At 37.0% G+C, this 14920-nt stretch carries 14 protein-coding genes and 1 tRNA gene; 6 read left to right on the top strand and 9 right to left on the bottom strand.

Annotation, left to right across the window (positions count from 1 at the left end; all coding sequences use genetic code 11):
* Window positions 1-2 precede the first annotated feature (2 nt).
* A complete protein-coding gene (locus DXB63_RS07695) occupies window positions 3-317 on the top strand; it encodes a hypothetical protein (RefSeq protein WP_122125822.1) in 315 nt (104 codons plus the stop codon).
* Here DXB63_RS07695 and DXB63_RS07690 read toward each other — a convergent pair.
* Window positions 312-1064, bottom strand: coding sequence for an RNA methyltransferase (locus tag DXB63_RS07690; protein WP_122125821.1), 753 nt, complete (start codon window positions 1062-1064; stop codon window positions 312-314). The genes DXB63_RS07695 and DXB63_RS07690 overlap by 6 nt on opposite strands.
* A 103-nt stretch (window positions 1065-1167) precedes the next feature.
* Here DXB63_RS07690 and DXB63_RS07685 point away from each other — a divergent pair, with 103 nt between their 5' ends.
* Entirely contained in the window at window positions 1168-3480 is a 2313-nt protein-coding gene (locus DXB63_RS07685; RefSeq protein WP_122125820.1) for a BamA/TamA family outer membrane protein, read from the top strand.
* 60 nt (window positions 3481-3540) lie between these two features.
* Here the strand turns inward: DXB63_RS07685 and DXB63_RS07680 are convergent, their stop codons facing one another.
* Both DXB63_RS07680 and DXB63_RS07675 read right to left on the bottom strand, forming a co-directional pair.
* Window positions 3541-3957 (bottom strand): hypothetical protein, encoded by a 417-nt coding sequence (locus tag DXB63_RS07680; protein WP_122125819.1) that lies wholly within the window; start codon window positions 3955-3957, stop codon window positions 3541-3543.
* Between the two features lie 4 nt (window positions 3958-3961).
* Window positions 3962-4513, bottom strand: coding sequence for a DUF3332 domain-containing protein (locus tag DXB63_RS07675; RefSeq protein WP_122125880.1), 552 nt, complete (start codon window positions 4511-4513; stop codon window positions 3962-3964).
* 169 nt (window positions 4514-4682) lie between these two features.
* Between DXB63_RS07675 and cls the strand changes: the two genes are divergently transcribed.
* The 3 genes from cls (at window position 4683) to DXB63_RS07660 (ending at window position 6349) form a co-directional block, all read left to right on the top strand.
* Window positions 4683-5948: a cardiolipin synthase gene (gene cls / locus DXB63_RS07670; protein ID WP_122125818.1), complete on the top strand. Its 1266-nt coding sequence runs from the start codon at window positions 4683-4685 to the stop codon at window positions 5946-5948.
* Between the two features lie 27 nt (window positions 5949-5975).
* Complete coding sequence (locus DXB63_RS07665) at window positions 5976-6203, top strand: hypothetical protein (protein ID WP_122125817.1); 228 nt, start codon at window positions 5976-5978, stop codon at window positions 6201-6203.
* Between the two features lie 73 nt (window positions 6204-6276).
* Window positions 6277-6349: transfer RNA gene (locus DXB63_RS07660), tRNA-Lys, on the top strand.
* 85 nt (window positions 6350-6434) lie between these two features.
* On the opposite strand, the gene DXB63_RS07655 is transcribed toward DXB63_RS07660, so the two are convergent.
* Window positions 6435-7031, bottom strand: a complete 597-nt coding sequence (locus DXB63_RS07655) for a hypothetical protein (RefSeq protein WP_233522819.1) — start codon at window positions 7029-7031, stop codon at window positions 6435-6437.
* Window positions 7032-7203: 172 nt separating this feature from the next.
* Here DXB63_RS07655 and DXB63_RS07650 point away from each other — a divergent pair, with 172 nt between their 5' ends.
* Complete coding sequence (locus tag DXB63_RS07650; protein ID WP_122125816.1) at window positions 7204-7836, top strand: lactate utilization protein; 633 nt, start codon at window positions 7204-7206, stop codon at window positions 7834-7836.
* Here the strand turns inward: DXB63_RS07650 and DXB63_RS07645 are convergent, their stop codons facing one another.
* From DXB63_RS07645 to DXB63_RS07625, 5 genes are all read right to left on the bottom strand, one after another.
* A complete protein-coding gene (locus DXB63_RS07645) occupies window positions 7837-8220 on the bottom strand; it encodes a DUF3037 domain-containing protein (RefSeq protein WP_122125815.1) in 384 nt (127 codons plus the stop codon). It lies immediately after the preceding gene.
* Window positions 8198-8980 (bottom strand): HipA family kinase, encoded by a 783-nt coding sequence (locus tag DXB63_RS07640; protein ID WP_122125814.1) that lies wholly within the window; start codon window positions 8978-8980, stop codon window positions 8198-8200. The genes DXB63_RS07645 and DXB63_RS07640 overlap by 23 nt, the downstream gene beginning before the upstream one ends.
* Before the next feature lie 123 nt (window positions 8981-9103).
* Entirely contained in the window at window positions 9104-12229 is a 3126-nt protein-coding gene (locus DXB63_RS07635) for an efflux RND transporter permease subunit (RefSeq protein WP_122125813.1), read from the bottom strand.
* A gap of 5 nt (window positions 12230-12234) precedes the next feature.
* Window positions 12235-13353, bottom strand: a complete 1119-nt coding sequence (locus tag DXB63_RS07630) for an efflux RND transporter periplasmic adaptor subunit (protein WP_122125812.1) — start codon at window positions 13351-13353, stop codon at window positions 12235-12237.
* 27 nt (window positions 13354-13380) lie between these two features.
* The gene (locus DXB63_RS07625) at window positions 13381-14775 is read right to left on the bottom strand and encodes an efflux transporter outer membrane subunit (RefSeq protein ID WP_122125811.1); all 1395 of its coding nucleotides are present in this window, start codon (window positions 14773-14775) and stop codon (window positions 13381-13383) included.
* Between the last annotated feature and the right edge of the window lie 145 nt (window positions 14776-14920).

Below are 14920 nucleotides of genomic sequence, written 5' to 3'. Positions count from 1 at the left end.
TTATGAAACGATATGCGGCTCCACTTTTATATTTATCGCCGGAACGGTCTTATAAACAATACGTCGTTGAATTAGCAGGGGGGAAGGTTACCAATTTTTTCCCGTTGACAGAAGAAATCGAATCTACTGTTTGGTTGAACGGGATTATCATATTATCCTCTATACCACAATATACACTATCAAAAGATACTTCTTTTGAAATCATCATAGCAGATCTATGTTGTAAATCTACTGATGGAAATATTGCTTATTATCTTTCCGGCATTGATTTGACAACAAAGACATTACTGCCTGATGCTTCGTTAGTGCGATTATAATGCTTGCCTGCGGAATTCGGAACAGACGATAGCAGTGGCTATCGCAACGTTTAGAGATTCGGATGTTTCTCTGCTTTGAGGATAATTAGGTATATATAATCGTTTGTTGATTAATTGTTCCACTTCCTGACTTATTCCGTTGCCTTCATTTCCCATGATAATTAGACCATTGGAAGATAGTTTTTGTGTATAAATATCTTCCCCATCCAAAAAAGTTCCATAAACAGGAACGTCCTTTAAATTAGATATCAATTCGTAAAGAGAACAATAATGCAACTTTACCCTTGCAATAGCTCCCATCGTCGCTTGAATTGTTTTAGGATTAAAAGCATCCACCGTATTATTAGAACAAAAGATATGTTCGATGCCAAACCAGTCTGCAAGGCGGATTATTGTTCCCAAATTACCCGGATCTTGTACATCATCCAATGCCAAGCAAAGTGATTGGGAAACCACTGTGGCATCTGTCGTATATTCAGGTTGTTCAAAAACCGCAAGTACTTCTTGAGGCGTTTTTAAGAAACTGGCTTTAAATAAATCATCATTATTTACTTCTATTATCTCGTCTGCTTGGAATGAAAGTTTTTTATCAAACCATTCTTTCGTAGCAATCAAAAGTTTACAAGGGAAGTGTCCCAGTAAATCACCGACAGTCTTGTGCCCTTCAGCAACAAAGACATGTTCTGCTTTTCTGTTTTTTTTAAGTTCTAACGAATGAATATATTTGATTTTATTCTTGCTCAGCATATTTATATCCTTAAAAAACTGAATAATTTGCAGGCAAAGCTAAAAAGATATTTTTAATAAAGCTATATTTGTAGGCGCATTTTTGCCATTTAGACGGATTTGTATGAAAAGAGACTTTCTCAAATATATATATATAACCTTATCACTCACCCTTGCCTCTTGTTCGGTATCCAAATTCATACCGGAGGATCATTATTTATTGGATGAGGTAAAGCTCGTATCTGAGAATAAAGAAGTAAAGCCTTCATCCGTTCGTAGTTATGTACGTCAGAATCCGAATGCAAAATGGTTTAGTTTGGTCAAGGTCCCTTTATATACTTATTGCTTATCCGGAAAAGATTCTACTAAATGGTATAATAAATTCTTTCGTAGGATAGGGGATGCTCCTGTTATTTATGATGAGGAAGCGACAGAACGTTCTGAAGAAGAGCTCACGAAGGCTTTAAATAATATGGGCTATATGAGTGCTTCGGTGTCTGCGGAAAAGAAAATTTCTAAAAAGAAACTGAAACTGACTTATAAGCTGAACCCGGGAAAACCTTATATGATACGCGATGTACATTATGACATAAAAGACCGACAGATAGAACAATATCTCTTGATGGATTCTGCCAATATGAAAATGCACAAAGGGATGATTTTTGATGTGAATGTATTGGATGCGGAACGACAGAGGATTACCGATTATCTATTACGACACGGATATTATAAATTCAATAAGGATTTTATTTATTATACTGCAGATACGGCACGTAACACTTATCTTGTGGATGTAACCTTGCATTTGCAGCCTTATAAGGCATTTCAGAATGATAATCCTAAAGATCACTATCAATATAAGATAAACAAAATTAGTTTTATAACGGATTATGATGTCTTAAAATCGTCTGCTTTGACTAGTATCAATATTAATGATTCGGTACATTACAAGGATTATCCTATTTATTTTAAGGATAAACTTTTTATTCGTCCCAAAGTATTGGTAGATAACCTGCATATCAGTTCGGGTAGTCTGTATAATGAGCAAAATGTCCAAGATACATATGCTTATTTCGGCCGTTTACGTGCACTGAAATATACCAATATACGTTTTGCAGAGATAGAAAATAATGACAGTACAAAATTAAATTGTTATGTCATGCTAACCAAAGGCAAACAGAAATCCGTTTCGGCAGAATTGGAAGGAACAAACTCTGCCGGTGATTTGGGAGCAGCGGCTTCTGTGTCTTTCCAGCATAGGAACCTATTTAAAGGATCAGAGATATTTACTATAAAACTGCGTGGTGCCTATGAAGCTATAACTGGTTTACAAGGATACAGTAATGACAATTATACGGAATATGGAGTGGAAACGAGCTTGAACTTCCCTTGTTTCCTTTTTCCTTTTCTTTCTTCAGAATTCAAGCGTAATATTCGTGCCACATCGGAAGTAAGCATACAATACAATTCCCAGATACGTCCGGAGTTTGCTCGCACTGTAGCTTCCGCAACATGGAGTTATAAGTGGACAATGCGTAAGAAAGCACAGCACAAAGTAGATTTATTAGATATAAACTATGTTTATATGCCTCGTATAGAGAAAAAATTTAAGGAAGAATATTTGGATAGCATGAGTAATTCTATTCTAAAATACAATTATGAGAACTTGCTTATTGTAAAAATGGGATATAGTTACCATTATAATAGTATTGGTGGAGCGTTTGTCAATAATACGGCATCAAAAAATTCCTATTCAATCCGCCTTAACCTAGAATCGGCCGGGAATATATTTTATGGTATATCCAAACTGATAAAACAACGAAAAATGGATAATAGATATGCTATTTGGAATATTGCTTATGCACAATATGTCAAAGGTGATTTTGATTTTTCTAAAAATATAGCCATAGATAATCGCAATTCATTCGCTTTCCATGTAGGACTTGGTATTGCTTATCCTTATGGCAATTCAGATATGTTACCATTTGAGAAAAGATATTTCTCCGGAGGTGCTAATAGTGTTAGAGGCTGGGGGGTACGAACTTTAGGCCCGGGTAGTTTTAAAGGGGAAGACAAAAATATTGACTTTATGAATCAATCCGGTGATGTAAAGTTGGATTTAAACGTTGAATATAGAACGCGCTTGTTTTGGAAACTGCATGGAGCGGCTTTTGTTGATGCCGGTAACATTTGGACAATCCGTGATTATAAAGAACAACCTGGTGGTCAATTCCGTTTCAATACTTTCTATAAACAAATAGCAGTGGCTTATGGCTTAGGAATACGTTTTGATTTCGATTTTGTTGTACTTCGTTTCGATGGAGGGATGAAAGCAGTTAATCCGGCTTATGTAACTCAAAAAGAACATTTTCCACTTATACATCCTAAATTTAGCAGAGATTTTGCTTTTCATTTTGCCGTTGGTTATCCATTCTGATAATTTTACTGCAATTTTAAGACATAAAGAAAGGCTACCCTTGAGTAGCCTTTATCTTTTTTAGTGTAAGTCTATAAGCCAATCTTTACCTGATTTTTTCAAATTATAAATCTTCTCAGATTGTTTTTCAACAATAGAAGCACCTTCTATCGGATTTATTTTCAGACAATTAGTAACTCTACATTTTACTCTTGCAGATAAACTTTCATTGTTTATATTTATATCTAATATTTCTACTTGTACTTCTCCTGCTTTTTTCAGAGCATCTATACTTTCTTGCGTTATGTTAGAAACATAGTAATCAAATTCCGGGGATGTACCCGATATGCAATACTTTTTTGCTTCTTGGAAATTTAAAGAATAAAAAGCTCGTGCAAAATTTATGGTTGAACTCTTAACTTCATTTTCCGGAGATCGACCGCAGGAAATACATATAATCAGAGTAATCTGTAAAAATACAAACTTATAGGCCATCATTTAATTATCTGACCGCATAGGTATTGCTCATAAGAGTCTCACATGCAGCAATTTTACCTTGTTGATCAAGTGTAACGTTCATTGTTGTACCATCCGGCATATATAAAGAAGCCGTTCCGTCATTATTCATTTTAAGCAATGGAGCATCAACACCTTCGGATACTACACTCCAAGTTTGATTATCCTGATTGAAAATCAAATCCATGCTTGCTGTTTCACCTTCTTTGGTAATAGAATATCCGTTTTCTAGGGTTTTAACATAATAATTACCATTCTCACCTTGAACTTTTTTAATATTGCCAATGCTGGCAATAGGGTTAGAACCACTCCAGAATTCAATAGAGTTGATAACTAAAATATCTGCCATATAGCAAACTTCGTAAACTGGAACAACATGCAAAGCGAAGAAGACAAGCTCATTAACAAATTTATTGCTGACTCCTTGATTCCACTTGATCATGTGATTGAACAGTCCGAAAGAACCGATACATGAACTAAACATAACACTTCCGCCCAAAAGGACAGCTAAAGCAATAGTCAATTTACTTTTTTTCATTACGATAATTTTTAATTTGATAATTGTCATGCAAATATATGTTTTTTCTCGAAAGATAAAAATATTTTAGTTAACAAAATTCTATTTTTGCCGATGATTTGACTTGATTATGAGGTTTACTTCACATTTTTTTTGTAATTTCGTAACCGAATTTTTTAAATTGTAAACATTGAAAACATATATATTACTTTTTCTATGTGTCTTTTGTGGAAGTATACATAGTCAAAATAAGGACAGCATATCTGCAATAACGGTAAATGAACACTCTCCAAGTGATTCAATTTTAATAGCTTATTTGCAGGATGAAGGTATTTCTATAACAAGTAACAATCATATTAAGTTACTGAAATCCGGTACTGAAAAGTTTGAAGATCTGTTTGATGCTATCCGGCAAGCAAAACATCATATCCATTTGGAATATTTTAATTTTCGAAATGATTCTATAGCAAATGCACTTTTTGATTTATTGGCAATAAAAGCGAAAGAGGGAGTTGAAGTTAGAGCCTTGTTTGATGCTTTTGGTAATTGGTCTAATAGCCGTCCTTTAAAGAAGAAACATTTGAAAAGAATACGTGCTAAGGGAATTGAAATCTATCATTTTGATCCATTGCACTTTCCTTATATAAATCATGTTTTTCATCGTGACCATCGTAAAATAGCCATTATAGATGGTAAGATCGCTTATACTGGTGGTATGAATATTGCGGATTATTATATAAAAGGTTTACCAAAGATCGGTGCATGGAGAGATATGCATGCTTGTATAGAAGGAGATGCGGTAGGTTATTTGCAAGAAATATTTCTCACTATTTGGAATAAGACAACAAAGCAGGAAATAGGAGGAGAGGCATATTTCCCATTGCCTGAGGATTCACTGAACGGATATGATAAGGCTATTGCAATAGTGGATCGTGCTCCAAAGAAAACACCGAAGCAAATGCGTAGGACATATGCAAAAGCGATCCAAGCGGCAAAATATAAGATACAAATAGTAAACCCTTACTTTTTGCCGACACATTCGGTAAAAAAAGCGTTGAAGAATGCATTAGAACGTGGTGTAAGAATGGAGATTATGCTTTCCTCAAAAGCTGATATAGGTTTTACTCCAGACGGTTCAGTACATGTAGCTCACCGTTTAATGAAACGAGGTGCAAACGTTTATTTGTATAATGGAGGGTTTCATCATTCAAAGATAATGATGGTGGATGATTTATTCTGTACTATCGGAACAACCAACTTGGATAGCAGAAGTCTACGTTATGATTATGAAGTAAATGCCTTCATTTTTGATAGAGGAATAACTCACGAATTAAGCAATATCTTTGAAAAAGATAAAACTAACAGTACCGTATTAACTTCCAAAAACTGGAAAAAACGTTCTATATGGAAACGTTTTGTCGGTTGGTTTGCTAATGTGCTCACGCCTTTCTTGTAAATTAGATTATATAACATCCTAATAATTATGGAATATAAAGATAAATATTCATTGGAAGAAGTTCAGGAATTAGTAAATTGGTTTAAAGGCCGAGAACTTCCTAAATCTCTTCAAATAGATCAAGCAACGCTTTGTCTAAATTTAAAGGAAACAGTCGAAGCATTATCAGAGCAATCCATTTTGCATTATGAAAATCCTACTTTTAACTATGCAATTAATCTCTTATATAAGATCAAAGAAAGATTAGAGGATTAAATTTATACATAAAAACGATGTGATATTTTGGTATTCTCAAATTTAACCGTACATTTGCATCCGATTCAAAAATGCACTCTTAGCTCAGTTGGTAGAGCAACTGACTCTTAATCAGTGGGTCCAGGGTTCGAATCCCTGAGGGTGTACTTGATAAAGAATAAAAGCCTTGATTTTCAGGGCTTTTCTATTTTACAAGGCAAGGTCAACAATTATTTTCAGGTTATTGCTATCCTAAAACACAAGTCCAACACCAAACGACAACGAATGACGAATGCTACTTTTCTCCCCTATATATGTAGTCTCCCAAGTTTCGTTATTGACTTTATAAGAAGGAATACCACTAAACTCTTTTAAATTATACCCTAACTGGAAGTTCAACCCGAAATGCTTACGGAACATTTTGGTATAGCCAATACCTACATCCCACATCCAACCGGGATTTATGCTCTCATTTTTAAAGATTCCATAACCAAGGTTTGTAAAGATATAGCCATTGGGTATTTTAGATATAGGTTTGTATCGAAAAGTTCCATAAATAGGAAATGTATTGTACCCTGGTTCTTCATAACGATCTGCACCAATACCAATTCCAACAGCCATTTTCTTTGGGATGTCATAAAGTGCAGTTAGGTGGAATGAATTGCCGTGCATTTTATAATTACTCCGATTGAAAGTTGTGTTCCAATATCTTTCATTCAAGCCTAAATTATAATGATAATCCAATACAATATGGAATTTGCTTTGGGCTTTTATAACAGATGCTGTTGTGCAAAAGAGCAATAACATCGCCAATAGATAATATCTTTTTATTGTCGTTTTATTATTCATTTGTTTCATGTTTAATTAAATATATTCTTATTCACCTATAAACTTACAACTTTTATTTTATTGAAAAATATAAAAGTTGGGTACAAAATTAGTATAATATATAGAATAGTAGGATGAAATCATTAATTTAAGATATAAATCGTATATTTGCTTGCAACAAAGGTGAATACTTATGAATGAATTATCATTAGATGTCTGTGCCAAGAATTTAGGTAAACATGGTTTTGAAATAGAAATCGTTTCTTCTTTGGAAGAAGCCGGGAACAGACTAAGAGAAGAAATAGAAAAGATACATCCACAAACGGTATCTTATGGTGATTCGATAACAGTGCGGAAAACCGGTATCGTAGAGGAGCTCAGACAACGAAAGGATTTAATGTTTCATGATGGATTTAATCCTGATTTGTCACGTGAAGAAAATATGGAAGAACGTAGAAAGGGATTAATTGCCGACTTATTTTTTACCGGTATTAATGCTGTGAGTGTAACAGGTAGTTTGCATTGGCTTGACATGGTGGGTAATAGAATTGCTCCGTTGTCTTTCGGACCTAAACGAGTTGTATTGTTGACAGGTAAGAATAAATTAGTCTCCACTCCGGAAGATGCTGTCAAACGAATTAAGGAAATAGCAGCTCCGCAGAATGTTGCACGTCATCCGGGATTTAACACACCATGTGCAAAGACCGGCAAATGTCATGATTGTAACTCTCCTCAACGAATATGTAATGCTTGGTTGACTATAGAACGCTGTTTCCCAAAAGGAAGAATTTTAGTGATCTTAATTGATGAAGAATTGGGACTTTAATTACAGTACCAATTCTTTAAACAGTTTATCTAAAGTTGCATCTAAATTCATAGAAAAGCCGGGATGCGGACGGGAAACTTGAATACATGAACTCTTCACAGCTGTCAGCCATCTAAATCTGTCCGGGATATCCATTGCCGCTATCAATCCTCCTTCTTTTGTGCCTTGACAGACTTTATCAAATACCCGTAAACCATCTTTCAGGCAGTACAGCTCCAACTCTGTAGAGAACATCCTTAATTTATTCTCATCTAAGATATAACGTGCACTAAGATAGTTAGCCTGTTTTGAAAACAGAACAATACCGACATTAATAAATTCTTCTCGTTCCACTTTCGGAACAAAACGAATTACAGCGTATTCATATAAGTGTTGCTCTTGCATTTTGCGCTTCTTTTACAAATAATTCGAAATGCTTTATCCTTTCTTCTAAAAATTGAATGTATATTTCTCTCAAATCCTGAGGCGTTTCATTATCTTTTGTCCAATTTAACCAATCGTCCGGAACAGTATCGACAATATCCCGTATTTTATCGGAAGTTAACAGTTGTCTGAATTCCTGATCAACTTCGTCAAGTCTATCAGCGAATGATAAAAGAACATGATCTTTAATCGGTGCGAACGGATTTAATGCTTGTTTCTGCCAGTTTTCCCATGAATGATGGAAATAGAGAGCAGCACCATGATCAATTAACCATAGTTCTTTATGCCACATTAACATATTTGTATTCTTAATAGTGCGGTCTACATTTGTAAGTAAAGCATCCAACCACACCACCTGAGATGCTGTTTTTGAATCCACTGCATGTACGATGGGGTCAAATGTTAATGCACCGGATAAAAAATGTAATCCCAGATTTAAACCTCTGCTCCATTGGAGCAAGTCTTGTATCTCTTCATCGGCTTCGGTACGTCCAAAGGCTTCATCTAAATTTAAAAACACAATTTCAGGTACACGAAAGCCCAAGGTCCTTGCTATTTCACCTCCTATCAATTCAGCTATCAAAGCCTTCGTGCCATGACCTGCCCCTCGGAATTTTACGACATACTTAAACTCATCATCGGCTTCAACCAAAGCCGGCAATGACCCACCTTCTCGTAAAGGCAGAATATATCTTGTTACATTTGCTGTGCGTAAATCCATATAATTCCTTTCTAATAAAGAATAAAGATACGACAAATTAAATAAAAAACAAAGCTGCTTTAAAATGAAATAATATATCACATCTTAGAACAGCTTTAAAGAGATTATAAATAAACGGCAAGTTTATTCCTGTTTTTTAGGAGGTTGTATCTTCTCCTGTATCTTTTGCATCAGTTCATAAAAATTAGGAATATAGATAGTTGCAAAAATTGTATTCATTGCCATTCCGAATACGACGGCTGCTCCCAACGATATTCTACTGGCGGCTCCGGCTCCTGCTGCGAATAACAAAGGCATTACACCAAGTACAAAAGCGAAAGAGGTCATTAGGATAGGACGTAAACGAACATGCCCTGCTTCGTAGGCTGCTTCCCGGATAGAATTTCCTTGTGCATGAAAATCGCGGGCAAATTCTACTATTAATATTCCGTTTTTAGCAGAAAGAGCAATTAATAAGATAATACCGATTTGGGTATAAATACTGACCGGTACTCCCATAATCCAGCATCCCATAAGGGCTCCTAATAATGCTACCGGAATACCCATAACGGCAGCGACCGGGCTTGTCCAACTTTCATATTGTGCAGCCAATACCAAAAATGCCACCAACATTGCCATTATTAGAATAATGGTCGTTGTAGATCCTGCTTGTGTCTCTTGATAAGCAACAGAAGTCCATTCAAAACCGAATTCATCACCTAACTCTTTTTTTATTAAAGATTCCATTGCTGCAATGCCTTCACTAGAACTGCTACCGGGTGCCACATTACAAGTGATGGAAGCCGTTGAATACATATTATATCGATTAATTTGATCCATGCCCAATTTCTCTTCTATTTTGGTAAAGGATGAAAAAGGAACCATTTCACCGGAACTATTGCTTACACTCAATACTAAAACATCGTCAATTACTTTTTGAGCTTGTTCTCCCGCCTCTATTTTTACTTGATAAATATGTCCGAACTGAACATAGTCATTCACGTAAGCGGCCCCCATATAATAACTTAATGTAGAAAATACATCGCTTATCTGAAGTCCCATAAATTGTACTTTGTCACGGTCTATATTCAGGAAATACTGTGGAACATTGGCTTGATACATACAAGATAATCCCGCAATGGCAGGCTCAGTACGATAATTAGCCAAAAGCGTTTCTACAGCTCTCTGCATTTCTGTGGAACCCAGATTTTTCCGGTCTTCCAATTGAAGTTGCAGACCTCCGGATGCTCCCAAACCGGGAATAGCAGGTGGTACCATACCAAATACTTGTGCCTCTTGTATGCCATAGGCCATCTCATTAAAGCGATTGACTATCGCCTGAGCTGTATGTTCTTTACCTTTACGTTCATCCCAGTTTTTCAATACGACAAAATAGGTTGCAGCATTAGGTAATTCACCTCCTCCCATAATGGAGAAACCGTTTACCCCCAAATATGTTTTAACTTCCGGATAACTCGACAGTATCTTTTCTACTTGTTTACCTACGTTTTGCGTACGTTCCAGACTAGATGCCGGGGGAAGTTGTACAACTGCGATAAAGTATCCGTCATCCTCTTCCGGAATAAAGGTAGTAGGCCATTTCATGAAAAGCAATATTGCGATTATCGTTATTATGGCGTAAGACAAGAAAGCAGGAAAAGGACGTTTCAATAACCATCCTACCGTCTTGTCATAGATTTCCTGTACTTTATTATATCCTTTATTAAATCCTTTGAACAGAAAGAAGTTAGAAGGTTTATTCTTTTTAAGAAATAAAGCACAAAGAGCTGGTGTTAATGTCAAAGAATTAAATCCACTCAATATGGTAGAAGCGGCGATAGTCAATGCAAATTGTTTGTAAAGCTGCCCTGAAATGCCACTGATTAAAGTTGTTGGAACAAATACGGCCAGCAATACTAGAACCGTACCGACAATTGGTCCGGTAATTTCTCCCATAGCTTTGACCACAGCTTCTTTCGGATCAGTGTATTCTCCTGTATCCAGTAATCGAGTGGCATTTTCGACAACGACTATTGCATCATCCACGACTATTGCAATAGCCAGTATCAACCCGAAAAGTGTCAATGTATTAATTGAAAATCCCATTGCCGCCATTACCGCCAACGTACCAATCAGAGAAACAGGAATGGTAATGAACGGGATAATTACTGCACGGAAATTCTGCAAGAATAAAAAGATAACAAGTACAACCAAAGCTGTAGTCTCCAAAAAAGTAACCAAGACTTCATCAATAGAGGCATCCACCACATCTGTTGTATCCAACGTTACCTGATAACCTACTCCAACAGGAAAATTGGCAGATAATTCTTCCATCTTTTGTTTTACTCCTTTTGATACATCCAGAGAGTTGGAACCCGGTAATTGATAAATAGCAATGGCAGCGGTAGGTTTACCCTCCAGCTTGGATACAACACCATAAGAAGCACTTCCTAAATCAATCTTTGCAATATCCTTTAAGCGAAGCATCTTCCCGCCATTTTCTACACGCAAGATAATATTCCCAAATTCTTCAGGAGAGGATAAACGTCCTTGTACGGAAAGCGTATATTGATAAGGATTATCATTATCTTTACCTATTGGTTGTCCTACATACCCCGGAGATACTTCGATATTTTGAGAAGCAATGGCCTGATAGACTTGCTGAGGTGTCAAATTGCGAATACGCATTGCTTCCGGATCAAGCCATATACGCATACTGTAATTACCTGCCCCCATCACATTGACAGCTCCTACACCCGGTACTCTGGTTAATTGGTCTACCAAGTTTAATTTAGCGTAATTGGTCAGATAAAGCCCGTCATACATGGATTCGTTTCCGGTCATAGTAAGAAACATAACAATGTTGGAAGATTGTTTTTGCACGGTTACTCCTTGTACAATAACGGGTTCCGGTAAATTAATTTGAGCTACACTGACTCTGTTTTGTACTTGAACGGTAGCCATATCAATGTCTGTTCCAACAGCAAACGTTATTGTCAATGAATAAGCTCCGGAACTTGATGAATTAGAACTCATATACAACATACCGTCCACTCCGTTTACCTGCTGTTCGATAGGAATACCCACTGTCTGTGCCACGGTTTCGGCATTCGCTCCGGGATAAAAAGCTGAAACTTGCACGGTAGGTGGAGTTATCTCCGGATATTGTGCAATCGGTAATATATTTAATGTAATCAATCCCGCCACCACAAAGAGCAAGGCAAGCACTGTGGCGAATATAGGCCGGTTGATGAAGAATTTAGAAAACATATCGGTTACGGTTTAGAATTTGTAATGACAGGCTTTATCTCCATTCCATCTCTAACTTTGATTAAAGCTTTTGTTACATAACACTCCTGAGGCATAAGACCTTTTGTTACCAACCGAAGAGTGTCATTAATCAGTTGCCCCGTAGATATATGTCTATACTTTACGATATTGGAATCATTTACAACATATAAGAATTTGCCCAACTGGTCTGTACCGATAGATGCATCCGATACAAGAATTGCCTGTTTCTGTTCTCCGTAAGGTAATGTAATACTTACATAAAGCCCGCTCTTTAAAAGTCCTTTCGGATTCTCTAAGTTCGCTCGTATATTCAGTGTCCCGGTGGAAAGATTCACGTTGGGTGACAGATAATCCAATTTTCCCGTATATATCCTTGTGCCGTCTTTCCCTAATTTCACCTCCACTTCACTTGGTAGTTGGGCACTTTCACCGGATTCATCCAATAACATACTCAACCATTGATTATCCGCAACATTAAAGTAAGCATACATACTGTCATCCTTGTATATAGTGGATAGGGTGACGGGTTGAAGAGAACCGCTGATGTAACTTCCCACATCATATTGGGAACGATCAACCGTTCCGTCGAAAGGAGCTCTTACATAACAATAAGCCAGATTAGTACGTGCCGTATTCAATGCGGCTTTAGCATTATCCACAGCCGCCACCCCCTCTGCAACGGAAGATTCTGCCTGCACTAATTGTATTTTACTGACTGCATCGCTTTTGATTGCTTCTTTCATTCGCTCATAACTGTTTCGGGCATATTCCAATTGTGCCTGACTCGTTTTTAATTCTGCTTCAGCCTGTGATACGGCATTTTGGTATAAAGTAGGCTCTATCACAAATAGTAATTGTCCCTGTTTAACACGATTTCCCGGCTGAAAGTTAATGGATTGCAGTGTACCATTTACTCTTGCTACCAGATTTACGGTTTTATCAGCCGTAAGATATCCCGGATAATCTTTGGTCAGGGTAACATCTCTCACTTCCGGATAAGCTACACTGATTTCAGGAACCGGCATTGCAACTGTTGTTTCCTTTTTACCCTTACAGGATAGTAAGAAAAACAATGAAATAGTTATATATAGTATTGGTTTCATATAGAAAGTTTTTATGTTTATAGTCTTTTATTCTTGCCATCCTCCTCCAAGTGCCTGATACATTTGTATCAGACAAAGTAAAGAATTACCTTTGGCTTCCACTAACGAGTTCTCATAGGAAAGAAGCGAACGTTGTGCATCCAGCACATTTTGAAAAGGGGTCAGTCCTTGCTTATAAAGTTCTAAAGAGAGTTTCAGCGTTTGCTGTCCCTGATTAAGAACTTCCCGTAAAGCTACAATTTGTTTGATGGAGTTTTGGTAGGTACTCATTGCATTATCCACCTCTTGTACAGCCGTCAGCACGGTTTGATTGTATTGATTGATAGCTTCATCCAATTGTGCACGGGCAAGTTTTGTTGCATTAACCAGCTTTGTGCCGTTAAATAAAGTCCAGGTAAATGAAGGAGCGATTTCATAAGTCAGACTTTTCTTTTCCGCAAAGTTTTTCATATCCTTGGATGCATATCCCACAGAACCTTTCAAGAAGAATTGAGGAAGCCAATCAGATTTGGATGCTCCCAACAGAGCGGCTTGTGCATTGACCGTTCTTTCGGCTCCGCGCACATCCGGACGGCGACGAAGTAAGTTTGCCGGAATTCCAACGCTCACCAACTCCATATAATCAGGTAAAGGCCCTATCTTTTCTAATGAAGGACGAAGATCGGCAGGATAAACACCTAAAAGTACAGCCAATGAGTTTATATATTGAATGATACCTGCTTCGATAGTCGGAATAGAGGCTTTAGTGCTATAATACACTGATTTAGCCTGCAATACGTCCAATTTAGATACCAATCCCGTATTGTATCTTACTTCTGTAATCTTTAACACCTCTTCTTGAGAAGCACAGTTCTTTTTGACTACGTCCAGTTCCTGCTGTAGTTGCCTCAGATTGATATAACCGGAAGCAACTTGTGCGCACAAAGAAACCATTGTTGCATTATATTCTTCTTGTGACGCCATAAATGTTTCCTTCTGAGCTTTAACCCGATTACGGATGCTTCCGAAAATATCAGCTTCCCAACTCGTACTGAGTGCAGCATTAAAATAATGTTCTTTAGCCTGCGGAATGCTACTTGTATTTCCGCTCGTTTGCTGTTTGGTCCATCCACCGGACAAAGCCAATGAAGGGTAATAACTTCCTCTCTCTATCCGTAAGTTTGCCTTCGCCATATCCATACGGTTTATGGCAGTAAGTACAGAATAATTCTGTTTCACAGCAACACTGATGAGTGAGTCTAACATAGGGTCTTCAAACGCCTTCCACCAATGATCATCTATCGGTAGAATTTGCTGGAATACTGTATCTGCCTCTGTCCATGAAACGGGCAAAGGATGTACCAGATATTTATTCGCCTTCTGTGAAAAGGCGGATAAAGAAAGAAATAAAATGAGCGTAAAGCTCCATATTCGTAAATTCATAAGCTTAGGTCTTTATTTACACGAATAACAAGACCTTACTTATTTTGTTTATTAAATGAAGTATTGATTTAAATGAATCGAGTGGAAATATTCATAGAAAACGTTCCCTTAAAAAGAACATACGGTCGATTGATTTTAAAGGTAC

Source organism: Bacteroides sp. OM05-12, from assembly GCF_003438995.1.
Classification (GTDB): Bacteria; Bacteroidota; Bacteroidia; order Bacteroidales; family Bacteroidaceae; genus Bacteroides.
The sequence above is the reverse complement of the archived record's forward strand: the minus strand, read 5'-3'. Positions and strand labels throughout refer to the sequence as shown.